Source organism: Mediterranea sp. ET5, from assembly GCF_023337025.1.
Taxonomy (GTDB): Bacteria; Bacteroidota; Bacteroidia; order Bacteroidales; family Bacteroidaceae; genus Phocaeicola_A.
This window is the reverse complement of the sequence record NZ_JAMBLN010000006.1, coordinates 83,313-107,943: the sequence shown is the minus strand read 5'-3', so window position 1 is coordinate 107,943 and position 24,631 is coordinate 83,313. Positions and strand designations below refer to the sequence as shown.

Genomic DNA, 24,631 nt, shown 5'->3' with positions numbered 1-24,631 from the left:
AGCGTTCCAGTTAGGTTACAAAAGATTGACTGTGCGCAAAGGTAGTCCAAAATCTTAAATTGCTCGCACGTAAGCACTGCAATTCTTGCACCGTGGGCACATTTGACCGATAACTGACACCTTTTTGCCGAAATAGTTGCGCCGTGCTTTGTCGGCTCCTTCCTAGTTTTGCATCCGGAAAACCCATCACTGGACCGAACATGAAACACTTCTTCTTCTACTACCTGTGTCTGGCATTCCTCCTGCAAGCCTGTGGCGTGCGGGGCGGGAACCACGAACCGATACGTCCCGGACAGCTGTGGCTGGACGACCGGGGAGTACACATCAATGCACATGGCGGAGGGGTCCTCTACCATAAGGGGACTTATTACTGGTACGGAGAGTATAAGTCCGACTCGACGAGCAAGGCGCTGGTGGGCATCACCTGCTACTCCTCGTCGAACCTCACCGACTGGAAGAACGAAGGGATCGCCCTGTCTGTGGCAGACCATGACACGACAAGCGACATTGCCAAGGGGTGCATCATGGAACGCCCGAAGGTAATCTACAACGAGCGGACCGGGAAGTTTGTCATGTGGTTCCACCTGGAGCTGCGTGGACAGGGCTATGCGGCTGCACGTTCAGCGGTAGCCGTCAGTGATTCCCCAACAGGCCCCTTCCGCTACCTGCGCTCGATGCGTCCCGATGCCGGGCAGCTGCCTTTTGACATGACGGCGGAAGAACATGCCGTGCTCGACACGCTCGATGCCGCCAAGTATGCCCGATGGTGGACGCCCGAGTGGCGCGAAGCCATCCGCAAGGGACTCTTCGTGAAGCGCGACCTGGAAGGCGGACAGATGGCACGGGACATGCAGCTCTTTGTCGATGACGACGGCAAGGCCTATCACATCTTCTCGTCGGAAGACAACCTGACGCTCCACATTGCCGAACTGAGCGACGACTACCTGAGTCATACCGGAAAATACGTCCGGGTAGCTCCTGGCGGGCACAACGAGGCGCCGGCACTGTTCAAGAAGGACGGTGTGTACTGGATGATCACGTCCGGCTGTACGGGGTGGGACCCCAACGAGGCGCGTCTGTTCTCCGCTCCCTCCATCTGGGGACCGTGGACGCAGCTGCCCAATCCCTGTGTCGGTCCGAAGTCCGAAATCACCTTTGGCGGACAGAGTACCTTTGTCCTCCGGTTACCCGGAGCGGATGACCGCTTCATCTTCATGGCGGACATCTGGCGCCCGAAGCATCCGAGCGATGCCCGTTACATCTGGTTGCCCGTCCGTTTCAAGGAAGGAGTACCTTATGTGGAGTGGATGGACCAGTGGAACCTGGGCTTTTTCGACCGTCCGATTGTCGAACAGGAATAACGGATGCTCCCTGCGGGCAGACATGTGGGGAGCCCTCATATAATAATAGGTGAACGTTCGCCGCTTCCGTCGCCGTTGCCCGTGAACCGGTGAACCGACGACGGGTCCACTGACAAGTGGAGTGCAGGCGACACGAGTAATAGGTAAAAGGAAATGATTGTTTAAAGGAGGTCAATGTACCGAGATGACTTTCTTGTTGAGAGAAGCTTCGCCGTGATGGCGAGGCTTTCCTTTTATCCATACGGCGGCAGGGGGACGTTGAAAAGGGTCGTTTTGCCTGAATACCGTGGGACATTTGCCCGAATACCGTCGGTGTTATTCGCTGCGGATGCTGTATATTTGCACAAATCATCACTTATAAACGCAGTATAGAACGAATCGCTATGAAAAAAACACTTCTGACTGCCCTGCTGCTCGCCTGGCTGGTGCCGGGCATGATACGGGGCGGAAACAACCTCCAGGAGAAAGACTACGTCGCTTACCTGTTCACCTACTTCACGGGCAACCGCATGGCAGAAGAGTCCATCCACTTTGCCGTCAGCCTCGACGGCTACACCTACCGTGCGCTCAACGGCAACAAGCCTGTGCTTGACTCCCGCCTCATCAGTTCTACCGGCGGTGTGCGTGACCCGCACATCCTGCGTGCTGAAGACGGACGGACGTTCTACATGGTCGTCACCGACATGGTGTCGGGCAACGGCTGGTCGTCCAACCGCGCCATGGTCCTGCTGAAGTCCACTGACCTGGTGAATTGGACACACTCCGTCATCAACATCCAGAAGCGCTACAAGGGACAGGGCAACCTGCGCCGTGTGTGGGCGCCACAGACCATCTTCGACCGCGAAGCCGGCAAGTACATGGTCTACTGGTCCATGCTCCATGAAGGTGGACCGGACATCATCTACTATGCTTACGCCAACGACGACTTTACCGACCTTGTGGGCGAACCCAAGCCTCTCTTCCTCCCGAAGGACAAGAAACCGTGTATCGACGGTGACATCGTGTTTAAGGACGGAGTCTACCACCTGTTCTACAAGACCGAAGGACACGGCGACGGCATCAAGGTGGCGACGACCCGCTCGCTCACTTCAGGGCAGTGGACGGAATCGCCCGACTACAAGCAGCAGACGCCTGAGGCAGTCGAGGGCGCCGGCACGTTCAAGCTCATCGGTCAGGACAAGTATATCCTGATGTACGACGTCTACAAGAAGGGGGCGTACCAGTTCACCGAAACCACGGACCTGCAACACTTCAAGGTCGTCGACCATTCCGTGGACATGGACTTCCATCCACGTCACGGCACGGTGATTCCCATCACACGCGATGAGCTGATTCGTCTGACCGACAAGTGGGGCAAGCCGGAGGGGCTGGGTGAGATTCCCAACAACCCCGTACTCCCCGGTTTCCATGCCGACCCGGAAGTGCTCTATTCCCGCCAGACAGGCAAGTACTATATCTACTCCACGAGCGACGGCTATGCCGGATGGGGCGGCTGGTATTTTACCGCCTACTCGTCCGATGACCTCCGGACCTGGCAGCCCGAAGGAACGGTGCTCGACCTGCGCTCGCCGCAAGTGTCGTGGGCTAACGGCAACGCTTGGGCTCCCGCCATGGAGGAGAAGCTCATTGACGGCAAATACAAATACTTCTTCTATTACAGCGGCAACCCGACCGACAACTCAGGCAAGCAGATTGGTGTGGCTGTCGGCGACTCGCCCGTCGGTCTGTTCAAGGACCTGGGACACCCCATCGTCACGGAGTCACCTGCCGGACACGGGCAGCAGATTGACGTCGATGTCTTCACCGACCCGGCGTCGGGCAAGAGCTACCTGTACTGGGGCAACGGCTACATGGCAGGTGCCGAGCTGAACGACGACATGGTGTCTGTCAAGGCGGAGACCATCACCGAGCTGACCCCTCGAGGAGGCACGCTGAAGACCTACGCCTACCGTGAAGCCCCTTACGTGTTCTTCTACCGCGTACGCTACTACTTCATGTGGTCGGTCGATGACACCGGTTCGCCCAACTACCACGTCGTCTACGGCACGTCGGACTCGCCCCTCGGTCCCATCCAGGTCGCCAAGGACCCCATCGTGACCATTCAGGACCCGGCACAGGAGATTTACGGTCCGGCTCACAATTCGGTAGTCCGCAACCCGCAGACCGGTGAGTGGTTCATCGTCTACCACCGCATCAATAAGGATTACCTTCCGAAGGAGAAGGGGCCGGGTTTCCACCGCGAAGTCTGCATCGACCGGCTGGAGTTCAACGACGACGGTACCATCCGGCGTGTGAAACTGACGAAGTAGGAGAATTGTCAACTTGTCCCCTTGTTAACTCATAAACCACTCATCCATGAAAAAGCTAAAATGTGCGGCTGCCCTGGCAGCTTGCTGGTGTCTGTCTCCGCTGCAGGCACATGTCACGGAGACGACGAACGTCCCCGACTCGGTATCTTTGTTTTCCTATGCGACTCCCGGTGATGAAGGGCGTAGCGGACTGAAGTTCGCCTGGAGTCCCGACGGCAACCGCTGGTTCACGGTGGGCGACGGCTATGCCTTTGTCCGTAGCGACTACGGTGCCTGGGGTGCGGAGAAGCGGATGGTCCGCCCGCAGCTCTATCAGGAGCCTGGAGGCGGTGCATGGCACTGCGTGTGGCAGCTTAACGGGAGCGGCAAGGAGCTTGCCCATGCGGCTTCTCCCGACCTGCTGAGCTGGAAACGTCAGACTTACTTTACGCCCCAACAACGCAAGGACCTCCCTGCCGTCAGCTGGAGAAGCGGACGACCGGAGCGTGTCACCCTCGACGGGGTGCAGCTGGAGGGTAGCGTGATGCGGGTAGCTTGGGCGGACGTGGAACGCCTGAACCGCCATGCCGCCTACCGTGCGTACATCGGACAACTGCACGATGAGCGTACCGAGCAGGACCCGCAACGCTTTGCCGGACTGAAGCCCGTCCATGTGAACCTGACGGTGGACGGCGGCAAGGCAAAGCCCATCAGCGACAAGCTCATCGGGGTCTTCTTTGAGGACATCAACTACGGAGCCGACGGAGGACTCTATGCCGAACTGATTCAGAACCGCGACTTCGAGTACAGCGCGGCAGACCGCGGCGAGTGGAACGCCACCACCGCATGGAGCCTCGAAGGCAAGGGCACGGAATTGCGGATAGCTACCGATTCGCCCATCCATCCCAACAATCCTCACTACGCCGTGCTCGACGTGAAGCAGCCGGGTGCCTCGCTGTCAAACGGAGGATACGACGGCATCGTGCTGCGCAAGGGAGAGAAGTACGACTTCTCGTGGAGGACGCGCATGCTCGGCGGACGTCCGGGCAAAGTGAACGTCAGCCTGTGCACACCCGACGGACAGGTGCTGGCTGCCAAGTCCTTCCGCCTGAACGGCAAGGACTGGAAGAAGCTGGATGCCGTGTTCACACCGACAGCGGATGCCGATGCCGCCCGGCTGGTCATCATGCCCGCCGAAGCCGGTACCTACGCCTTCGACATGGTGTCGCTCTTCCCGCGCAACACCTTCCGCGGACATAAGAACGGGTTGCGTGCCGACCTGGCACAGGCGATAGCCGACCTTCATCCGCGCTTCGTCCGCTTCCCCGGCGGATGCGTCGCACACGGCAACGGCATCGACAACATCTACCGCTGGAAGAACACCATCGGTCCGCTTGAAGCCCGCAAGCCCATGCGCAACCTCTGGGGCTACCACCAGACGATGGGACTGGGATACTACGAATACTTCCGCTTCTGCGAAGACATGGGAGCAGAGCCTTTGCCGGTGCTTGCTGCCGGAGTTCCCTGTCAGAACTCGGCGTGTCCGGAAGGGCATCTCCTGGGCGGCGGACAGCAGGGAGGCATCCCGATGGAAGAGATGGACGCATACGTGCAGGACATCCTGGACCTCATCGACTACGCCAATGCGGACCCGAAACAGAACAAGTGGGCGAAGATGCGTGCCGAGGCCGGTCACCCTGCGCCCTTCAACCTGAAGTACATCGGTATTGGCAACGAAGACCTCATCACCGACGTGTTCGAGGAGCGTTTCACGATGATTTACGAAGCCATCCGGAAGCATCATCCTGAAATTACTGTCGTCGGGACCGTCGGGCCTTTCTGGGAAGGGACGGACTATGAGGAGGGCTGGGACCTTGCCACCCGCCTGCAAGTCCCCGTTGTTGACGAGCACTACTACAACACCCCGGGCTGGTTCATCAACAACCAGGACTTCTATGACCGTTACGACCGTTCGAAGCCGAAGGTATACTTGGGCGAATATGCCGCCCACCTGCCGGGACGTCCCAACAACATCGAGACCGCCCTGGCGGAGGCTCTCTACCTCACGTCGGTGGAACGCAACGGCGACGTGGTGACCATGACGTCCTATGCCCCTCTGCTGGCAAAGGAAGGACACACCCAGTGGAATCCCGACCTGATTTACTTCAACAACCGCGAGGTACACCTCACCGTGGGCTACTACGTGCAGCAGCTCTACGGACAGAACGCCGGAGATGCCTACCTGCCCGTCAGTGTCCGGACCGACAGTCGGCGCAGCGATGTGAACAGACGCATTGCCGTCTCCGTGGTGAAGGACAGCCGCAGCGGTGACCTCATCGTGAAGCTGGTGAACCTCCTGCCCGTGGAAGTGCGGACGGACGTGAACCTCCAGGGAATTGAACAGGTGAAGCCGACTGCCACCAAGACCGTACTCACCGGTACGCCGACAGACCGGAAGGCACGTCCCGTGACCACTACGTTCGAGCCGGGCGGTACGTCGTTCCCCTGCACGCTTCCCGCCTATTCCTTCACGGTCATCAGGCTGTGACATCCCGGTCCCGACCCCTATTGATAACCCTAAAAAGAATATCCAAATCCAATGAAAAGACTGTTAGCTTTCGGACTTTCGCTCCTCCTCGCTTTCGGTGCTGCCAACGGCATCTTGGCGCAGGAACACGACAAGTTTGAAGTGGGGCAGGGCACCTTCCTGCTGAACGGCAAGCCGTTTGTAATCAAGGCGGCCGAGGTGCACTATCCCCGCATTCCTGAACCTTACTGGGAACACCGTATCGAGATGTGCAAGGCGTTGGGCATGAACACGCTCTGCCTCTATGTATTCTGGAACCTGCACGAGCCCAGTCCCGGGCAGTTCGACTTCTCGGGGAACAACGACATCGCCCGGTTCTGCCGGCTGGCGCAGAAGCACGGGATGTACGTCATCGTGCGTCCGGGACCCTACGTCTGTGCCGAATGGGAAATGGGCGGACTGCCCTGGTGGCTGCTGAAGAAGGACGACGTACGCCTCCGCACCCTCGACCCCTACTACATGGAACGTGTGGGCATCTTCATGAAGGAGGTGGGCAGGCAGCTCGCCGACTTGCAGGTGAGCCGCGGTGGAAACATCATCATGGTGCAGGTGGAGAACGAGTACGGGTCCTACGGGACGGACAAGCCCTATGTGTCCGCCATCCGTGACCTGGTGCGTGCCTCCGGATTCACCGACGTCCCCCTCTTCCAGTGCGACTGGAGTTCCAACTTCACCAACAATGCGCTCGACGACCTGCTCTGGACCGTGAACTTCGGTACGGGTGCGAACATCGATGAACAGTTCCGTAAGCTGAAGTCGCTTCGTCCCGACACACCGCTCATGTGCAGCGAGTTCTGGAGCGGATGGTTCGACCACTGGGGACGCAAGCACGAGACGCGCGATGCTGCCACCATGGTCAGCGGCATCAAGGACATGCTCGACCGCGGCATCTCCTTCAGCCTCTACATGACACACGGAGGAACGACCTTCGGCTGGTGGGGTGGCGCAAACAACCCCGCCTATTCGGCGATGTGCAGCTCGTATGACTACGACGCGCCCATCAGCGAAGCCGGATGGACTACACGCAAGTATTTCAAACTCCGTGACCTCTTGCAGTCCTACCTGTCTGCCGGTGAGACACTGCCCGAGCCTCCTGCACCCATCCCCGTCATAGAGGTGCCCGCCATCACCCGTTGGCAGGTCGCACCCCTCTTTGACAACCTGCCCGCTCCCAAGCAGACAGAGGACATCCGTCCGATGGAGCAGTTCGACCAGGGATGGGGCACCATCCTCTACCGCACGACGCTGAAGGACGACATCTCCGGTACGCTTCACATCGACGAGGTGCATGACTGGGCACAAGTCTTTGCCGACGGACGTCTGCTGGGACGGCTCGACCGTCGGCAGGGAGAGTTCACCCTTCCGCTGAAAGGTACCTTGAAGAAGGGCACCCGGCTGGACATCCTCGTCGAAGCGATGGGGCGTGTCAACTTCGACAAGTCCATCCATGACCGCAAGGGCATCACCCGGCGGGTGGAGGTGCTCAGCGGAGACACTGCCCGCGAGCTGAAGGGGTGGACCGTCTACAACCTGCCACCCTTCCATGACTTCGTCAGCCACAGGAACTACCGCCCCGGCAAGGCGGACGGGATGCCTGCCTACTACCGCGCCACGTTCAAGCTCGACCGTCCGGGAGATACCTTCCTCGACATGCGTACGTGGGGCAAGGGCATGGTCTGGGTCAACGGACACGCCTTGGGACGTTTCTGGGAAATCGGTCCGCAGCAGACGCTCTACATGCCCGGCTGCTGGCTGAAGAAGGGAGAGAATGAAATCATTGTCCTCGACCTCAAGGGACCTGCCGAGACCTGCGTTGCCGGACTGGCTACCCCCATCCTCGACCAGCTCCGTGTGAAGGCGCCCGAGACACACCGCAAGGACGGGCAGAACCTGAAGCTCGACGGCGAGACACCGGTACACACCGGGACGTTCGCTTCGGGCAACGGCTGGCAGGAGGTGAAGTTCGACCACCCCGTGGAGGGACGCTTCTTCTGCCTCGACGCCACGAGCAATTACGACGGAAGCAACATAGCCGCCATTGCCGAGCTGGATGTGCTGGGAGCTGACGGCAAGCCGCTCTCGCGCGAACACTGGACGGTGGTCTATGCCGACAGTGAAGAGACGCGCAGTGGCAACCGTACGGCTGACAAGGTGTACGACTTGCAGGAGAGTACCTTCTGGCAGACGGTGGACAACACCGCCTATCCTCATCAGCTGGTGATTGACCTGGGGCGCAACTGTCGGGTGACGGGCTTCCGCATGTTGCCCCGTGCCGAGGCAGGTGCTCCGGGACAAGTGAAGGACTACAGGATTTACGTGAAGGCAAAGGACTTCGCGTATTGAATTGACCATTAAATTACAGAGCCACGGAGGCGCAGAGGAATCAGCCGGATGCTGTTCCTTCTCTGCGACCTCCGTGGCTCTGTTGTTGTCTGTATCAGGTTGTCGACGGATGCCGTTGTCCTTATTCACCCGTCAGCACCATGCCGCCGTTGGGCTGGAGCGTGACACGGACGGCTTCGGGGTTCTTCACCGTCAGCTGTCCTTCCTCCAGGGCGAGAGACTTCCGGTTGTCGGTGTAGCTGTGCAGCTTCGTCCCCTTGTCGAACATCGGCAGACGGAGTTTCAGTTCGAGCGGTTTCTTTCCGGCATTGACGCCGGCGATGTACCAGCGGTCGCCGTGGCGGCGTGCCAGCACACAGTAGCGTCCCGGATAGCCGTCGATGAAGCGTGTCTCGTCCCACGTCGTGGGTACCTCCTTCATATACTCGATGGCGGCAGCCGGTGCATCCGTCAGGTTGTTGGGTGCCAGGGCAAAGTTCTGGATGGGGTTCTGGAAGAGGACCGACGTGGCTAGCTGGAAGGCATCCGTGGTACGGCGTGTGCAGCCTCCGTCGTTCGTGCGGTTCAGTCGTCGGTTGAGCACCACACCGCCGAACTCCATGCAGCCCACGGTGTTGCGGATGAACGGGTGCAGGCAGGCGTTGAACGCCTCGTTGTCGTCGGAGCTTTGGTTGAAGACGAGGTTCTCCGAGGCAAGGACGGCTTCGCTGCCCACGTAGTTGGGGTACATCCGTTCCCAGCCGCGCGGCAGGGTACAACCGTGGAAGATGACCATCAGTCCGTAGTCGTCGGCATCGCTGAGGATGTCCTCATAGAGCCGCATGGTCTCCTGCTTGTCGCCGCCGAAGAAGTCCACCTTGATGCCCTTCACACCCAGTGAGGCGAGCCACTTCATCTCCCGTTTGCGGACGATGGGGTCGTCCATGCAGTTCACCGGTCCCTGTTCGATGTCGTTCCAGTAGCCGCTGGAGCTGTACCACAGGAAGAGGCTGACCCCCTTGGTGCGTGCATAGGCTGCCAGGTCGGCGATGCGCTCGCGTCCGATGCGTGTGTCCCACCAGTTGTCCACCAGTGTGTACTCATAGCCCATGGCGGCGGCAAGGTCGATGTAGCGCACCTGGTCGTCATAGTTGATGCTGCCGTCCTGCCACAGTATCCAGCTCCACGTGCCGCGTCCGTAGCGGTAGGTATGTTCCGACGCATAGCGGGGTTCCACCACGTCCCAGGGGACAGTCGTCTCGACGATGGGTGTCAGGTTGTCGCCGACGGTCAGCGTCCGCCACGGTGTGTGTCCGGGGAGTGCCATGCCGGCAGTGGCAGTACCGTTGCCATTGTTCTCCTCGGGCATGGGGAACACCACGGTGTAGAGTCCGTCGGGCGTGGCGTCGCTCAGGTGCGAGGCACAGTAGCGACGGTCCACACCGGTCTCGCTGACGAGTGCCCAGTGACTTCCGCTGACGTGGAAGAGCCCGGGGAAGGTGTAGCCGTGTCCGTATTGCGAGCGTTCGCTCATCGGGGCATCCGGCTTGTAGACCTCTTCGTAGCTGGGCTTCGTACGTTTCCAGCCTATCATGGCGTCACTCTGCGGAGTCAGGAAGGTCGTGGTGCCCTCGGGAAAGTCAAAGCCGGTGGCTTCCCGTTCGATGACGATGCTTCCCGTCTCGCCGAAGCGCGGCAGTTCGTAGCGGAATGCCACGTCGTTGTTGCTCACGCGGAAGACCACGTCGAACGTACGTCCCGCTGCATCCTTCAGGCTGACGGTTAGTTCGTTTGCCCGATAGTGCACCTCGGACTGCTTGATGCGGTCCAGCCGGTAGGTCTCGTCGAGCGTCTTCCGTTCAGCTCCGGCAAAGGTCAGTCCCCGGGTAAAGTCGCCCACGTTGGCTACGAAGCCCAGTGGGGAGTCTTCCAGGATGGTTGCCGACTGATAGGTCACGCCGTATACCGGCTTTCCTTCTTTCACTGTCACATCGACGCGCAGCCTGTTGTCGGGGCTGATCACGGTAGCATCCTGTGCCCATGCTGCCAGTGGCAGGCACAGACCGATGAGGATAGATAGTGTTCTGTTCATGTATAAGGTTTTTAGTTTAGGTTGCCCGAAGGTACGCACTTCCGTTGGAACGTCCAACCTGCCGTCTGATAATTTGTGGATAAAAGAGGAGGGTATACATTCCTCTTCGGGAACAAACAACTTTCAAAACCCTGTTGTAAAACATACTAATCAAAGTGCATAAAACACCGAAACGGAGACATTGAGCCTGTGTGTCCTGCAAGAGCGGGATGCAGACTCGGTGTCTCCGTCTCAGTGCATGTATGTCAGGGCTGAAAGAGCCGGACGTCAGAACAAGTCCGACGTGCGGATGTCATCGTGCCAGACGTGGTCTTTCGGGAAAGGCTTTCCACCCCAGGCACGGCGGGAAGTCCATTCCTGCGGAGCGTCCGTCCAGAACGGATGGGCGGCGGGAAGTCCCAGGGGGAGGAACGACAGCGAGGTCATGTAGAGGCTGCCGTTGTTCGTGTACCAGTCGGCAACGCCCGGCTGACGTCCGTTGAAACCGATGGTGAGGAAGCCTCCCTCGTTGAAGTTCTGTTTGCCGTCGAACATGCGGTGCATCACGGCGGTGAGCGCACAACGCACCTGCGACGGAGTCACCCCGGCAGGCAGTTTGTCATACCATGCCATGAGTGCCAGGGGCTGCATGGCTGCCATGCGGTAGGGGATGGAACGTCCGAAGACGGGGAAGGTCCCTTCCGGAGAGATGAAACGTTCGAGGATGAGGCTGTACTTCTGTGCCCGCTTCAGGGCGCGGTTGTAGTACTTGTCATAGGCGATGCGTGTGCGGCTGCGGGCATCCTTCATTGCCTGGAGCGTTTCAAGGTACATGGGGTGGAACACGTAGCTGCTGTAATAGTCGAACACGAACGAGGGACCGTCGGAGTACCAGCCGTCGCCGGTGTACCACTCCTCCACCTTGCGGATGGCGGAGTTGACGCGGTAGGCATCATAGGGGGCGCCTGCCTTGGCTAGGAAGCTCTCGATGGTCGAGGAGAAGAGCAGCCAGTTGGTGTACGGCGGGTCGATGCGGCGCATCTGGGTGAACTCCGTGATGTAGCGCTGTTTGGTCGTCTCGTCGAGCGGCATCCACAAGGCGTCGTAGGCACGCAGAAAGCTCTCGGCAACGTAGGCGGCATCCACCAGCGGCTGGCCTTCGTTGCGCCACAGGAGGTAGTCGGGGCTGTCGGGGTCCACGGCTTGGGCATAGCTCTTCAGGGCAAGCTCGCGCAGCTCACGGCGCATCTTCCCCTCGTCGGTGTTGTCGTCGGGGAGGGAGAGCCAGGGAGCAATGCCTGCCATGAGCCGTCCGAAGCACTCCATGTAGGTGACGCGCTTGTCCCGTCCGTCCCATGTGGGGCTGACTTCCACCAGCATGTTCTTTTGCAGTTCACCTTTTGCCAGGTTGCTCAGCACGGGATACGCCATGTCGTAGGCGAGCTTGCACCAGTAGGCACGGTCAGTCTGACGCGGTGCCTCGAGGTAGCGTACATATTCGCAGGCTGCCAGGAGGAAGGCACCTGTGCCGAAGTTTGCCGTCGAGTGGGCGTCGACCACCTGTCCCGGGATTGCCTTCTCGCCGATGGGTTGTACGTAACCCACCGAACCGTCCTTCTGAAGGGCTGTCTCAGAGAGGTACTTCCATGCCTTCTCGATGACGGGGCGGAAGGTCGCTTCGTCGAGGTAACCGTTGTTGACGCCCCAGAGCATGCCGTAGGTGAAGAATGCCGTTCCGCTGGTCTCCGGTCCGGGGGCATGTGCGGGGTCCATCATGCTGCGTGTCCAGTAGCCTTCCGGTTGCTGGAGACGGGCGACGGCGGCAGCCATGTCACGGAACTTCTGCACGAAGAAGTCGCGGTGGCGGTAGTCCGTGGGGAGGTCCTGCAGCACCTTGGCAAGTCCGGCGAGCACCCATCCGTCGCCACGTGCCCAGAAGTCCTTCTTGCCGTTCGTGCTCTTGTGACGGGGGTAGACATACTTCGCGTCGCGGTAGTACAGGTGCTCGTCCGCATCGAACATGATGCTGTCGGAGCAGGTCAGGTACTCATGGAGCTTGTCGAGGTAGCGCCTGTTGTGCGTCACCTTGTAGAGCTTCGTCATGACGGGCATCACCATGTAGAGTCCGTCGCACCACCACCAGTAGTCGCGGCGCGGCGTGCTCATCTCATACTCCATCACTTCGCGTGCCCGGCGTATCTTGCGGTCGTCGGGGGCGAGGTTGTAGAGGTCAACGTACGTTTGGAAGCACACCTGCCAGTCGCCGAAGAGCACATGGTCGTCGGTCTCCCCGTAGGTGAGCTTCCACCGGGAGCGGTCGTTGCTGCGTGCCCCCATCCAGCGATTGTGGGCTGCCCAGGCTTCGGAGTACACACGGAAGTCCTCGTTGCCGGTCAGGAAGTAGGCTTCCATGTTGCCGGTGTGGTAGGCGGCGTTGTCCCAGAAGGCGTTTGTCTCGGGCTTGTGTTCCGCCTGCCAGTGCCGGTTGACCCGGTCGATGAGCTGCCGCACCTTGGCAGCTTCATCGGGTTTGGCGGAAAGGGTGGCAGCCGGAAGCAGGAACAGCAGGCAGGCTGCAAGGGTCTTGAAAAGGGTCTTGTTCATATCAATGGTTCAGTTGGCGTTTCCGTGGACGGACAGACAGGTCCTCCTCTCCGGTCTGCGGAAGGCTCAGTTTACTTTCACTATCAGCGGACTGCGCAGGCGTTGTGCGAAGCTCTTCAGGTAAGCTTCCCACGTCGGCATGTCAGGCATGTCAGCCTTGCTCCATCCGCTGCCCCAATAATAAAGGTAAGGCGTACCCGGATGGTAGGTACTGATGCCCAGGACATGTCCCAGCGCACCGGAGTGCTCCTGCCGTTCGTCGGCGTTGAAGAGCCGTACGTCTGCATCGTTCATGGGTTGCGGAGTGACGGCGCCGATGAAGAGGATGCCGTTGTCGCCCGCAGCATTGTCCGTGAAGTCGGCATAGGCGATGTAGCCCTGTTCCGCATCGGCGGAATAGCCCTCGGGGTTCTCGGCATGGAGCACGATGCCGGCAGCCACAGGCGTGTCAGCGGAAAGGTTCTCGTAGGTCACCTCCGTGCGGTTGAGGTAGGATCCTGCATCGAGCGAGATGAGGCGCGTCTCGACCACATTGCCGTCCGTGTTGACCGTCAGCGGATGGAAGACGAGGCGGGCGGTGAAGCGCAACGGACCGTTGTCGAGCACCTCACACTCCTTGTAGCAGGAGGGGTAGACAATCCCCGAGTCTGTCAGCAGGGCTGCCGTTCCACCACCGAGGGTGGCACCGACGCCGTAGCAGTCCATGCCGTTGCCGTGGTCCACATGGTAGGAGATGGAGTCGCGCAGGCGGTCTGCCTTCGCCTTCTGTCCAGCCTTGTCGAGCGCATGGACCTCGTCCCATGCAGCTTGGTCTGTCTCCAGGGCATAGCGTTGTTCCAGCACCGGTGTGGCAACCGACTTGGTGAAGATGTCGTAGCCGAAAGCCTTCTCGCCCCGGGCTTGCAGGGCAGGACCGTAGGCACGGTAACCCGCCTTGTCGTTTTCCCAGGCGAGGTCGTCGAGGCGTTCGGGATATTTCCTGCCGACGCTTGTGGCGGGCACACTGTCGGCGATGCCCGTGCGGATGATGTAGACTTTTGATGACTTGCCGTCGACGCTTGCAGGGAAGATGAGCTTCCCGTCGTAGGTCACTTGCGAGGGAACCGGTTCTCCGGTGCCTTCGCTGACGAGGTAGCTCTCACCGTCTGCCGGATGGAGCTTGTGGAGTTCCTCCAGAGGTATCTCGACCATTTCGCCCTGCCGTCCGTCAGACAGGGTGTTGGTGATGGTTACAAACGAACGGGGCGTGATGGAACAGCCCGACAGGCATGCAGCGGCGATGAGAGCCGTCAGTGTGTGAGTAAAAGGTTTGGTCATGGTTATGTTTGTTTATAAGTGGACGGATGGACCGCACGGACGGGTGGACAAGGGCCGCCTGCTTGCCGGGAAGATCCGGCTCACAAGGGGAGGCTCGTCGGCAACCCATACGGGAGCAAACCCATCAACACAGCGACAAGCTGGCGGGCGGCAAGCGTGCAGGTATTAACCCCAATGAATTTCTTTCCATAGTCTGCTGGCTTGTCGGCTCGTCAACCTGTCGGCTGAGTGTTGATGCATATCATTTGCTGGTGAGGCAAATTTAGGCTAAATATCGGATTTTCGGGCATTGTAAATCGTGCAAAAGGGGTTGCTATCTCTTCATTTTCGCTTTCCGGGGCTGAAAAAGGCAGTGCGGGGCTGTAGGCTCTGCCGAAGCGATGGGGTGCGGACGTCCGGTGCTTCCGGTTCCGGGTGTCGCCCTTCCCTGTTTCCTGTGGCGGAAGTCAAAAAGATGCCGTTCGGACCCGTTTGCTTGACAGATTTGCGTCAAATGCCCTTTCCGGCTAACTCGTATTTTGCGCATTTCCGTCAAACCAGGAAGCAAATGTGAAGACGTGTGAATGAAAACGCCCGAAAAAGCCTCTGAATTTAGAAAACTATACGTTTTATTTTCGAAATCCTTACATTCTAACGCCCAAACAATGTTGTTTCACGCATCAAACACTTGTGTTTGGCAAGTCAAACAATATTGTTTCACCTCCCAAACAATATTGTTTCATCCGCGGAAGTCAAATCTTTGGAGAGTGAAAGGCTAAAATCTGAAGTTTCGCTCTCTGGAAGGAAGGCGACGTCAACAAATCAGAAGGTAATAAATGGAAGGCTAAAACAGAGTCATGAACAGAAGAAGGATGCAATCGGACGGCTTTCATCCGTCACGGCGAGATGAAAATCTCCTGTCAGGCAACAATGTGTATTTTCCGAATCGCCCGAGAAGGGCCTCGGAATCCATGAAACTGTATTTTGGTGCGAGGAAGGGGCGTGTGGAGAGCTTCGTTTGACATTTTGTCAATCGGCAGTCACAGAATGCTGGATGCGGAACCGTTCGTTCCGGGAATTATAAGAAAAAAGATTACTTATGCAGGATGCGTTGAGAGCCTCCTGTTACAGCTGGTCGCACGTATAGATTGTTTAGATATTTATAATGTATATATATTGTCATAGCTACCCCTATGAAATTCCAATAGTTTAAAAATATGATGATTAATGGTTTTGTTTTTTGAAAAAAGTGTTGCTTGGTGTGAAGCGGTTGTTTACTTTTGCCTCGTAAATCACATTTGCGATAAAAGAGTGTAATATGGATGCTATAGTACAAGGTAGAGAAGGAAAAAGTTTTCCTTTTACTCCTACCAAGCTGTCAGGAAACCCACGGACGGAGCTTTATCAGAAGGTCCTTAAGTATCTGGATGTCCACAAGGTATATCTGGATCGCGAACTTTCGTTGTCGAAGTTCAGTTCAATAGTGGGCACGTCTATGAACCTTGTTTAGTCACCTGTTTCCGCACATTTGAATAGAATTTACATACGTCAATGGCTGCACTGCTGATATTTAGCGTGCAGCCATTGACATATAAGGCGTTTACCTCCGTCGCCTCGTCTCATTTCCCCGGTCCGGATTTTTGCGCAATTTTATGTTTTAGGACAGCTATTCCGTCGTAAAAGCAGTTCATTCTTCTTCAAAGTTGGTCACCGGCTGGTCACCGGGTTTGTGGCTGGAGGACAAGAAGTATAAAAAGAAGGGCACATTCTCGTTTGTGAGATGTGCCCTCCAACAGATTGCCTAATTACTTAGAATTTAAAGTGAATTAGTTTGCTTGAGTTCTACCTACTGTACCGTTTACCCAAACAACAAACTCTTCTTGGCTCCATTTGTGTTTGATCTTTACCGGTATCTTGATATCGAAGTTCACCACAGTTGCAGTGTTGTTGGTGTAAGTCAACTTGTCGAAGTGTTTCTCAGCAATATCTCTCATGGTAAAGCCTATAGCGGGAACACCAGCAGCAGTATTAACAACATAACCATCGTCTACTCGCTCATAGTCTCCAAGTGTATCATTCCAACGATAAACTTTGAATTCTACGTCGTTAGTAACTTCTTTCAAGGGTCTCCATTGACCATCGGCACTGTTCATATTAGTCAAGATCTCTTGCGGATCAACTGAAATGTCAGATACCTCATAGTAATGATAGTAATCCAAGTAGTCAGCGAAGTGACGGACTCTGAAATCATAGAAGTCAATCAGGTCAGCCAGGTATACCTCAGTCTCAGGTTCACCACCATCGTATGCATCTACGAAGTGAACTTCGTCTTTAGGTTGTGCATAAACAGGTTTCAAGAACTCTACATCAAATGTATTATCAGCGGTAGGTAAGAAGGCACCACACTCTCTGTTAAATGCAGCTACACCAATATTGACATCCAATGTATTCTTCAACAGAGTTTCAGCTTTGCTAAGATCGCCATCCCAAGATTCAGGAACGTTCAAGAGATCTTTGGCTACAGCGTTGTTCATCAGCTCCAACCATACACCGTGATCTCTTACATGAGAATTTTGAGGATTATAGTTCAGCTTAGCAATAGGAGTACCATTGGCAGTCAGAACTTGGTTCTTGAATTCGTAAGGTACTGCATCCGTAAACAACATTACATCGTTATTGGCAGTTGTGTTGGCAACGCCCAAAGTGTAAGATTTATTGCTTACGCCTTTGACTGTTCTGTTGTTGTTGGCAAGTGAGAAGTAGTAGTAATAAACCAGACTGTCATTCTGGAAAGAAGTAAAGTTGCTTTCCTTGTTCCAGTCGTAAACTACATTCCATGTATCTTCCGGTTGGATGACAAATTTCGGTGCATTTTCATTGACTGCAAAGCATACATCACCGGGACCGTCAGAGATATTCCAGCTACTGCCCATAGTACCGTTGTCAGAGTGTCCGATTGTGTTCTTTTCGAAACGGCTGTCCAAAGCTACATAGAAGTCACAGCTGGCTGCTTCAATGTCAGTGATTGTAGCAGGTACATCTACATTGGCGTGGATAGCACGCATGTTCTTATAGTCACCGGCAGAGGTTTCTGACATGCTATTGTCTGCATACCAGTAAGTTGAGAGCTTATTTCTCAAGACAGCCTTCGGATACTTCAATGTGATTTCGATCGGTAAATAGATAGGCTTCTTGGCCGTACCCGTGTTACCCAGACCCTTGTTAGGTTCATACTTCACATATCTTGTGATAGTAACAACAGGATAACCTTCATTTTTAGCCAATGCCACAAAGTCTGCACGGTCGATAGTCCATGAGAGAACATCAGTTGTTTCAGCACCGTAGTTGGCGATTTCGTGGATTGTACCAATAGCAGGAACTTGCGTATAGGTAGGATAGCCATACATATCTTCGCCGCCAGGAACAAATTGTGTTACTTCATGTTCTTTATTAGCAACGATGTGGTAGTTCGCATCAAAGGTCTCTTTTGAAGATTCAGCAGTAGCTTCCAGCAACTTGGTTTCGATAGCGTGCCATGTAATCTTCTTGGTTTGGTCTCCACAACGATAGAAGAAGTCGCCCAAGTTGAATTTCTCAGCAGCAACTGGTGTTTCAGGAGCGATAATTTTGAACTTGATAAAGCCGGCTTCTACAACCTCTCCATTTTCTGTATTCTTGATAGAAACACGAATCAACGGAGTACGTCCTACCGAAGCAATCGCTTTTCCAATCTTGGTAGAGTCAATCTTGCAGTCGAGCAGGTCAGTATCACTGTTACTATCTACACCGCATGCAGCGATAGATGTGTAAGCTTCACCGGCTTCATTGGTCTTTGTTACCAATACACAGTGGTTCTGTGATTGTTCGGTCGCGTTAGAACCAATAGTGAAAGGAACTTTTTCAAATGCAAATTCCATGCCATGAGCTTTCAGAGAATCTTCGTTCCAAGTATAGATGCTTTTTGCGGCATTCCATGAACGTTTTGAGTTTGCTGTTACGTGTATACGAACCAATTCATTCAAATTGATACCGTTGGCATCGCTGTAAGCTAATTCAACTGTTGCAGATTGTTCGGCTGCATCTTTAGCTTTATCATATAAGTGGGCGCCACCACCAATGGGATTGGAGTGGGTACTTTCCGAACCTACCGGATGATCAGTATCAAACTCCTTTTCTGTAATGATGTGATTGCTGGAAGTGTTGTAAGCCAAAGCTTCGATAGCAATCTGTGAAGCATATACAGAAGCATAAGTGGAGGTGATAACTTCAGTTCTTTGTTCGTCCAAAGGAACTTGGATGGCGAGGTCTGTAATCTTGGAGTCATCCTTCCGTGCAGGATAGAAATAGGATTCGGTAGTACGGTCTTCTTCTTGTGTCTTTACTAACTGACCTTCCATCTTGATGCCGACTTGCATCTTTCCGTCTCTTACATCTTTGAACCAAACAGCCATTGGATTGGATGCGGCAGCTCTGGTTTGGATAAAGTCACGGTCATCAGAAGTTACACCTAAGTTCTCCTGTGAAAATTCGCTGATGATAGCGGTAGTCGGGTTCATGTGATACTCCTTGCAGTAAGTCGGATTCACAAATCCCCAATTCTCGCTAACGACAGCTTCATCTTTAATGGTGTAAGGTTGAGCCAGTTCTGCATAGCCTTCACCGGTGACAACTTGATGTACAGTCATCATACCGGTCTTTTCAGAACCATCAAACGTTACAGGATGATAAGGAATATATGCATATTCCATTGCATTTTGTCCATCCAGAACCAATTCAGGCTGGAATACCAATGCTTTCAAATCACCTCTTAACGAGATAACCAAATCGCCTTCATAGCCTTCTACGTTACGCAATGTCAGGACATCGTTATCCCAAATAGCAATTACGCCTTCAGTCTTGATAGAGGCAGTCCATTGGATGTTGGTGTTTTCTTTTATTTCTGAACCGTCAGCTGCAACATTGACTTTGATCCAATATCCGTTTTCATCCCCTTCTGTTCCAGGATAGTAATAAACAGAAGAAGTTGATTGCCCAGGAGTACCGGGTTCTCCAGGTTCACCTTGTTCACCCTTTTCTCCGGGATCACCTTTATCTCCCTTTTCGCCGCGCGAAGGCTTTTGAGTGTCTACGCCATCAATAAACCAATTACCATTTGGTCCGATTTCAACGACGCTGCCGTCTTCGCCGTCAACGCCATTGGTCAGTTCAAAGGTATTGCCGTTGCTCAATGTGAGACGAACTCCATTGGAAGTGGCGGTCACATCGGTCAGGATGGCACCTTTTTGAATTTGTGACTGAAGTTCAGACGCGAGACTCTCAACGGCTTCGAGACCTGCACGAAGCTCGTCAATGTCGTCATCGTAGTCTTTACATGACGTCACCACTCCTGCTGAGAGCAAGGCTGCACTGAACAGGAGCGTACTCATTAACTTTTTGTTCATCATACTAAAACTTTAAATTTAAAGATTAATAATAACTTTAATTGTTTTATTCTCTTTTCTTTCTATTGTTCTTCACAACCCTTCCGACAGATGTTCATGAAGCGGTTGGGGGTGATGCCCTCACAGCGTTTAAAGGAAGCGTAGAAGGTGCTCTTGGAGGCGAACCCGCACACGAAGGGGATGTCTTTCAGCCGACAGATGCCGCGACGCAATACTTCTTTGGCGTATTGCACACGGTACCAGTTGATTAACGACTTCAAATTGCAGCCAAACATCTCGTTCACGGTGTTCGACAGGTAGGTAGTATTCGTGCCCACTATTGAACATGCCTGGATAAGCGGAAGTAAATCAGAAAATAAACGGAAGATGATGAAAAGGAGGTGACCGGACAGTGACGGCATCGGTTGAAAAAACAGGACGAGTGTCTGAAGGGGAAGGGTGAAGGGGAAAGGAACGAGGCAGGAAGGCGGAGGCAAACCGATAAAAAACTCCCCTCCGCAAAGTCTGTGTGCTTTGCGGAGGGGAGCGGTTGCCTCAGAGCGAGGGTGAGTTTTTTATTCTTTATCCAGGATGAGCTGCTCGTCGCCGATGCGGAGCGTCATGTAGGCATTGTTGATGGTGCCGCTCATCTCGAAGCTGCCCGACCAGGCACGGAAGGTACCGTCGGACTCGTTGTAGGTGTATTGCATCGTTTCGCGCGAGGACTCTTCGCCGTTCTCGGCACGGACAATGTAAGTCAGGTTGGTACGGCTGACGATGATGACCTGGTTGTACATGCTACCTGAGTCTTTTCCGGTCCAGGTGGTGTTTACCAGCGCGTCGGCTGTCGGGGTGGAATAATCCTCTTCGCCGCAGGAGGCGAGGTGCAGGCACACCAGCAGGGTGAGCAGGGTGCCGGCAATCAGTTTCCATGTTTTCATACGTGTTGTTGATTGGTCTATGATGGCGCAAAGGTAATGCTTTTGTGGAAATGCTGTCTTTCTGACGCGGAAATAGTCGGCGTGCCCGATTATTTATCTCTGGGAATATGGTTATATTTGTGGCAAATTGGTACGATGACAAACAGTACAGACCTATGAAGAAATTGATTGGCTTCCTCGTTGCTTTATTCTGCATGACCGCTGCCGCGGCACAGGAAGGAAACTGGCGCATCAGTGTCCTGGGCGGTTATGAGAATTTCCCCGGCAATCCCTATACCGAGAATGGTTACCGCCTGGGTGGGGAGGTGCGCTACTACCCCTCGAACCGGATTTATATCCTGGCGGATTTTCATGCAGGTTTTAACCAGGGGCATGGAATGGGGGCTTATCCTCCTTCGATGGAGAAACAGGGTGAGGGACGGCTCGATTGGAAAATACGGGAACTGAGCGGTGACTACGGCGTCGGATGGGAGTTCGTACAGACACGCCGTTCGGCACTGTTCCTGCAAGGGACGCTGGGCGTGAACGTACGCAAGACTTACCTGCCGCAGACCTATTGGGAGGAAGGCTATGTTCCCGGTACCCGTGAGAAGGACAGGACAGTCCGTACGGCACTGGGCTTTGCGTTGGGCTATGATTACCACCTGAGTCCGCACTGGGTGGTCGGTGTGGACTATAGCGGCTACTTCCACTGGAAAATACTGGACCGGCTTGCCAGCCTGTGGCTCATCTCCGAACCCTCGTGTCTTCAGCATTCGGTGAATGTTCGTCTCGGATGGGAGTTCTGAGCCCCCCTGATAACGACAGAGGCACAAAGACACAATCGGTATGAGGGGAAATCCCCCGCACGTTGTGTCTTTGTGCCTCTGTATCTCTGTGTGCGGCGTGCAGACGTCAGTTGTGTACCAGGGTGCCGATAGCCTCGCCGGCAATGACCTTCTTCAGGTTGCCCACGGTGTCCATGTCGAAGACGATGATGGGGAGGTTGTTCTCCTTGCACATGCAGGTGGCGGTGAGGTCCATCACGCGCAGGTTGCGCTTCAGCACTTCGTCATAGGTGATGTCGGCAAACTTCGTGGCTGTCGGGTCTTTCTCCGGGTCGGCGGTATAGATGCCGTCTACGCGTGTACCCTTGAGCATGACATCCGCTTCAATCTCGATGCCGCGCAATGACGAACCTGTGTCGGTGGTGAAGAAGGGGTTGCCCGTCCCGGCAGACATGATGACCACTTCGCCCTGTTCCATGCACTCGATGGCCTTCCACTTGCTGTAGAACTCGCCGATGGGTTCCATGCGGACGGCAGTCAGCACGCGTGCCTTGACGCCTACGGCTCCCAGTGCCGAGCTGAGTCCCAGACTGTTGATGACCGTGGCGAGCATGCCCATCTGGTCGCCCTTCACGCGGTCGAAGCCTTTCGAGGCGCCGCTCAGTCCGCGGAAGATGTTTCCGCCACCGATGACGATACCGATTTGTACGCCCATGTCGTGTATTTCCTTAATCTGTGCGGCATATTCGCCCAACCGTTTCTCGTCGATGCCGTATTGTTTTTCGCCCATGAGGCTTTCTCCGCTCAGCTTGAGCAGGATGCGTTTATATTCTGCCATATTCAAGTAAGGTGTTTATGATGTTTCCGGCAAAGGTAAAGATAATATGAGTATCCGCAAAGGTCCGTCCTTACATTCCTCCCCGTCAACCTGTTCCCCGTTCTCTTGTGCTTTTGACGGACGCTTATCCGCCTCGTCCGAACACCAGCTTCCGCCCCAGCCATGCCTGCATCACGCCGCGCATGCCCAGGTAGACCAGGAAGGCAAGCCACAGGGCGTGGTTGCCCCAGCGGTCGGCTCCGAGCCAGTAGATGAGAAAGAAACAGGCCGACGCCACGAAGATGGATTGCAGCATCCAGCGGGTCGAGGTGGTACCGATGAAGAGTCCGTCGAGCAGGAAGGCGGAGAAGCTGACGAAGGGGATGGCAAGCGTCCAATAGTGATAGTCCGCCGAGGCAGCGATGACTTCAGTCTCGTCGGTAAGCAGACCCAGGAACGACTGTCCACCTGCCACGTAGAGCAGGGTGAACAGGGCTGCCACGCCCGTACCCCAGGCAAACAGCCGACGCACCGTCTGCCGGAATGCCGGGTGGTTGCCTGCGCCGTAGTACCGTCCGCCCAACGCCTCGCCGGCATAGGCGAAACCGTCCATCACATAGGAGAAGAGGGTGAAGAGTTGCATCAGCAGGGTGTTGACGGCCAGGATGATGTCTCCCTGACGTGCCCCGGTGGAAGTGAAGAACACCGTGGTCGCCACGAGGCAGAGCGTACGCAGGAAGATGTCACGGTTCACACCGAAGAAGCGCATCATGGCACGTCGGTTGGCAAAGTCGCACCAGTGCCAGCGTCGGCGTAACGAGCCGTAGTAGCGCAGCCACAGCCACACAGCCATGCCGGTCCCGGCATACTGGGCGATGAGGGTTCCCAGTGCCACGCCGTCGACCTTCATGCCGAAGAGGAAGACGAAGCTCAGGCTGGCGGCAATGTTGACCAGGTTCTGTGTGATGGCGATGTACATGGGGAAGCGGGAGTTCTGCATCCCGATGAACCAGCCCGAGAAGCTGTAGAGTGCCAGGACGGCAGGTGCTCCCCAGATGCAGATGTTGAAGTAGAGGGTGGCGCTCTCCTGTACGGCAGGCGATGCGTCGATGAACTGGAATGCCATCCAGCGGAGAGGGGCTTGCAGCAGGAGCAGGGCAAGGGCAATGAGCAGTCCCACACCGGTGGAGCGAAGCAGGAGACGGGTCACCTCGTTGAGGTCGCGGCTGCCGAATGCCTGCGAAGTCATTCCGCTCGTCCCCATGCGCAGGAAGCCGAATATCCAGTAAATCATGTTGAACAGCATGCCTCCCACGGCAATGGCACCGATGTAGACCGGGGAGCCCAGGTGTCCGACGATGGTCACGTCGACCAGCCCGAGCAGCGGGACGGTGATGTTCGAGATGATGGAGGGGATGGCAATGTCGAGTATCTTCTTGTTCATAAGCAATGCGGTTGTCGGGGGAAGTCAGTCCGCTTCCCGTTCAGAATCGTTTCACATAGCGGTGGCAGTCCGGCAGTCCGCCGTTCTTCTCGAAATAGTCCTGGTGGTAGTCTTCCGCCGGCCAGAAGATGCTTGCGGGCGTCAGACGGGTGACGACGGGCAGTCCCTTGTCGCGCAGGCAGGCGATGAGGCGTTCGGCGATGGCTTTCTGACGTTCGTCGGCATAGAAGATTTCCGAGCGGTATTGCGGACCGATGTCATAGCCCTGTCCGTCCGTCTGGCACGGGTCGTGGATCTCGAAGAAGCGTTTGGCAAGCGTCTCATAGTCCACCTTCGACGGGTCGAAGACGATGCGCACCGCCTCGGCATGCCCCGTGGTGTGCGACTTCACTTCCCCGTAGGTGGGGAAATCCACATGTCCGCCCGTATAGCCGGACTCGATGGAAAGAATGCCGGGCAGCTGTTTCATATAGTATTCCACGCCCCAAAAACATCCGCCTGCGAAGATGGCGGTCTCGGTCATTGTTGTGTCTGGTTTCATAAGCTGTAGGTTTTAGTCGGATGATACACACAAAGATTCGTCAGGCAAAATTAGTGCTTTTATGCATGCCCCGGTGTCATTCTGTCCCTGAAAAGCGAGGCTGATTTGTCCTTTTGTCCGGAAATGTGTAATTTCGCGGGCTTAATCAAAACAAACCTGCCTAAACCCAGTC

The 24,631-nt window shown here is 55.6% G+C and carries 13 protein-coding genes and 1 pseudogene; 5 read left to right on the top strand and 9 right to left on the bottom strand.

Annotated features, from left to right (window positions below):
- Nucleotides 1–200: 200 nt before the first annotated feature.
- The 4 genes from M3087_RS05510 (at nucleotide 201) to M3087_RS05495 (ending at nucleotide 8,579) form a co-directional block, all read left to right on the top strand.
- Nucleotides 201–1,361, top strand: coding sequence for a glycoside hydrolase family 43 protein (locus tag M3087_RS05510; protein ID WP_249094258.1), 1,161 nt, complete (start codon nucleotides 201–203; stop codon nucleotides 1,359–1,361).
- 383 nt (nucleotides 1,362–1,744) lie between these two features.
- Nucleotides 1,745–3,670: a family 43 glycosylhydrolase gene (locus M3087_RS05505; protein WP_249094256.1), complete on the top strand. Its 1,926-nt coding sequence runs from the start codon at nucleotides 1,745–1,747 to the stop codon at nucleotides 3,668–3,670.
- Between the two features lie 46 nt (nucleotides 3,671–3,716).
- A complete protein-coding gene (locus M3087_RS05500) occupies nucleotides 3,717–6,197 on the top strand; it encodes an alpha-L-arabinofuranosidase C-terminal domain-containing protein (RefSeq protein WP_249094254.1) in 2,481 nt (826 codons plus the stop codon).
- A 51-nt stretch (nucleotides 6,198–6,248) separates the two neighbouring features.
- The gene (locus M3087_RS05495) at nucleotides 6,249–8,579 is read left to right on the top strand and encodes a beta-galactosidase (RefSeq protein ID WP_249094252.1); all 2,331 of its coding nucleotides are present in this window, start codon (nucleotides 6,249–6,251) and stop codon (nucleotides 8,577–8,579) included.
- A 121-nt stretch (nucleotides 8,580–8,700) separates the two neighbouring features.
- On the opposite strand, the gene M3087_RS05490 is transcribed toward M3087_RS05495, so the two are convergent.
- The 6 genes from M3087_RS05490 to M3087_RS05465 form a co-directional block, all read right to left on the bottom strand.
- Nucleotides 8,701–10,650, bottom strand: coding sequence for a glycoside hydrolase family 97 protein (locus M3087_RS05490; protein WP_249094250.1), 1,950 nt, complete (start codon nucleotides 10,648–10,650; stop codon nucleotides 8,701–8,703).
- A gap of 267 nt (nucleotides 10,651–10,917) precedes the next feature.
- Entirely contained in the window at nucleotides 10,918–13,233 is a 2,316-nt protein-coding gene (locus M3087_RS05485) for a DUF2264 domain-containing protein (RefSeq protein WP_249094248.1), read from the bottom strand.
- A gap of 66 nt (nucleotides 13,234–13,299) precedes the next feature.
- Nucleotides 13,300–14,550: a DUF4861 domain-containing protein gene (locus M3087_RS05480; protein WP_249094246.1), complete on the bottom strand. Its 1,251-nt coding sequence runs from the start codon at nucleotides 14,548–14,550 to the stop codon at nucleotides 13,300–13,302.
- Nucleotides 14,551–16,355: 1,805 nt separating this feature from the next.
- A complete protein-coding gene (locus tag M3087_RS05475; protein ID WP_249094245.1) occupies nucleotides 16,356–19,973 on the bottom strand; it encodes a collagen-like protein in 3,618 nt (1,205 codons plus the stop codon).
- A 59-nt stretch (nucleotides 19,974–20,032) separates the two neighbouring features.
- Nucleotides 20,033–20,287: a helix-turn-helix domain-containing protein gene (locus M3087_RS05470; RefSeq protein WP_234395704.1), complete on the bottom strand. Its 255-nt coding sequence runs from the start codon at nucleotides 20,285–20,287 to the stop codon at nucleotides 20,033–20,035.
- Nucleotides 20,288–20,524: 237 nt separating this feature from the next.
- Nucleotides 20,525–20,890 carry a hypothetical protein gene (locus M3087_RS05465; RefSeq protein ID WP_022385535.1) on the bottom strand — a complete coding sequence of 122 codons (366 nt, stop codon included), beginning with the start codon at nucleotides 20,888–20,890 and terminating at the stop codon, nucleotides 20,525–20,527.
- A gap of 155 nt (nucleotides 20,891–21,045) precedes the next feature.
- On the opposite strand from M3087_RS05465, the gene M3087_RS05460 reads away from it, so the two are divergent.
- Nucleotides 21,046–21,678 carry an outer membrane beta-barrel protein gene (locus M3087_RS05460; protein ID WP_249094243.1) on the top strand — a complete coding sequence of 211 codons (633 nt, stop codon included), beginning with the start codon at nucleotides 21,046–21,048 and terminating at the stop codon, nucleotides 21,676–21,678.
- A 106-nt stretch (nucleotides 21,679–21,784) separates the two neighbouring features.
- On the opposite strand, the gene pyrH is transcribed toward M3087_RS05460, so the two are convergent.
- From pyrH to msrA, 3 genes and pseudogenes are all read right to left on the bottom strand, one after another.
- Nucleotides 21,785–22,495, bottom strand: coding sequence for a UMP kinase (gene pyrH / locus M3087_RS05455; RefSeq protein ID WP_249094241.1), 711 nt, complete (start codon nucleotides 22,493–22,495; stop codon nucleotides 21,785–21,787).
- Nucleotides 22,496–22,619: 124 nt separating this feature from the next.
- Nucleotides 22,620–23,918, bottom strand: a complete 1,299-nt coding sequence (locus tag M3087_RS05450; protein WP_022385532.1) for an MATE family efflux transporter — start codon at nucleotides 23,916–23,918, stop codon at nucleotides 22,620–22,622.
- Between the two features lie 40 nt (nucleotides 23,919–23,958).
- Nucleotides 23,959–24,435, bottom strand: a pseudogene (gene msrA, locus M3087_RS05445) (peptide-methionine (S)-S-oxide reductase MsrA); the annotation flags it as partial.
- Nucleotides 24,436–24,631: the final 196 nt, after the last annotated feature.

What these genes read in the sequence shown, in the direction of transcription:
- M3087_RS05450 (WP_022385532.1), bottom strand. Translation starts at nt 23,918, where the DNA reads ATGAACAAGAAGATACTCGACATTGCCATCCCCTCCATCATCTCGAAC.
- M3087_RS05495 (WP_249094252.1), top strand. Translation starts at nt 6,249, where the DNA reads ATGAAAAGACTGTTAGCTTTCGGACTTTCGCTCCTCCTCGCTTTCGGT.
- M3087_RS05480 (WP_249094246.1), bottom strand. Translation starts at nt 14,550, where the DNA reads ATGACCAAACCTTTTACTCACACACTGACGGCTCTCATCGCCGCTGCA.
- M3087_RS05465 (WP_022385535.1), bottom strand. Translation starts at nt 20,890, where the DNA reads ATGAAAACATGGAAACTGATTGCCGGCACCCTGCTCACCCTGCTGGTG.
- M3087_RS05500 (WP_249094254.1), top strand. Translation starts at nt 3,717, where the DNA reads ATGAAAAAGCTAAAATGTGCGGCTGCCCTGGCAGCTTGCTGGTGTCTG.
- pyrH (WP_249094241.1), bottom strand. Translation starts at nt 22,495, where the DNA reads ATGGCAGAATATAAACGCATCCTGCTCAAGCTGAGCGGAGAAAGCCTC.
- M3087_RS05475 (WP_249094245.1), bottom strand. Translation starts at nt 19,973, where the DNA reads ATGATGAACAAAAAGTTAATGAGTACGCTCCTGTTCAGTGCAGCCTTG.
- M3087_RS05510 (WP_249094258.1), top strand. Translation starts at nt 201, where the DNA reads ATGAAACACTTCTTCTTCTACTACCTGTGTCTGGCATTCCTCCTGCAA.
- M3087_RS05505 (WP_249094256.1), top strand. Translation starts at nt 1,745, where the DNA reads ATGAAAAAAACACTTCTGACTGCCCTGCTGCTCGCCTGGCTGGTGCCG.
- M3087_RS05460 (WP_249094243.1), top strand. Translation starts at nt 21,046, where the DNA reads ATGAAGAAATTGATTGGCTTCCTCGTTGCTTTATTCTGCATGACCGCT.
- M3087_RS05490 (WP_249094250.1), bottom strand. Translation starts at nt 10,650, where the DNA reads ATGAACAGAACACTATCTATCCTCATCGGTCTGTGCCTGCCACTGGCA.
- M3087_RS05485 (WP_249094248.1), bottom strand. Translation starts at nt 13,233, where the DNA reads ATGAACAAGACCCTTTTCAAGACCCTTGCAGCCTGCCTGCTGTTCCTG.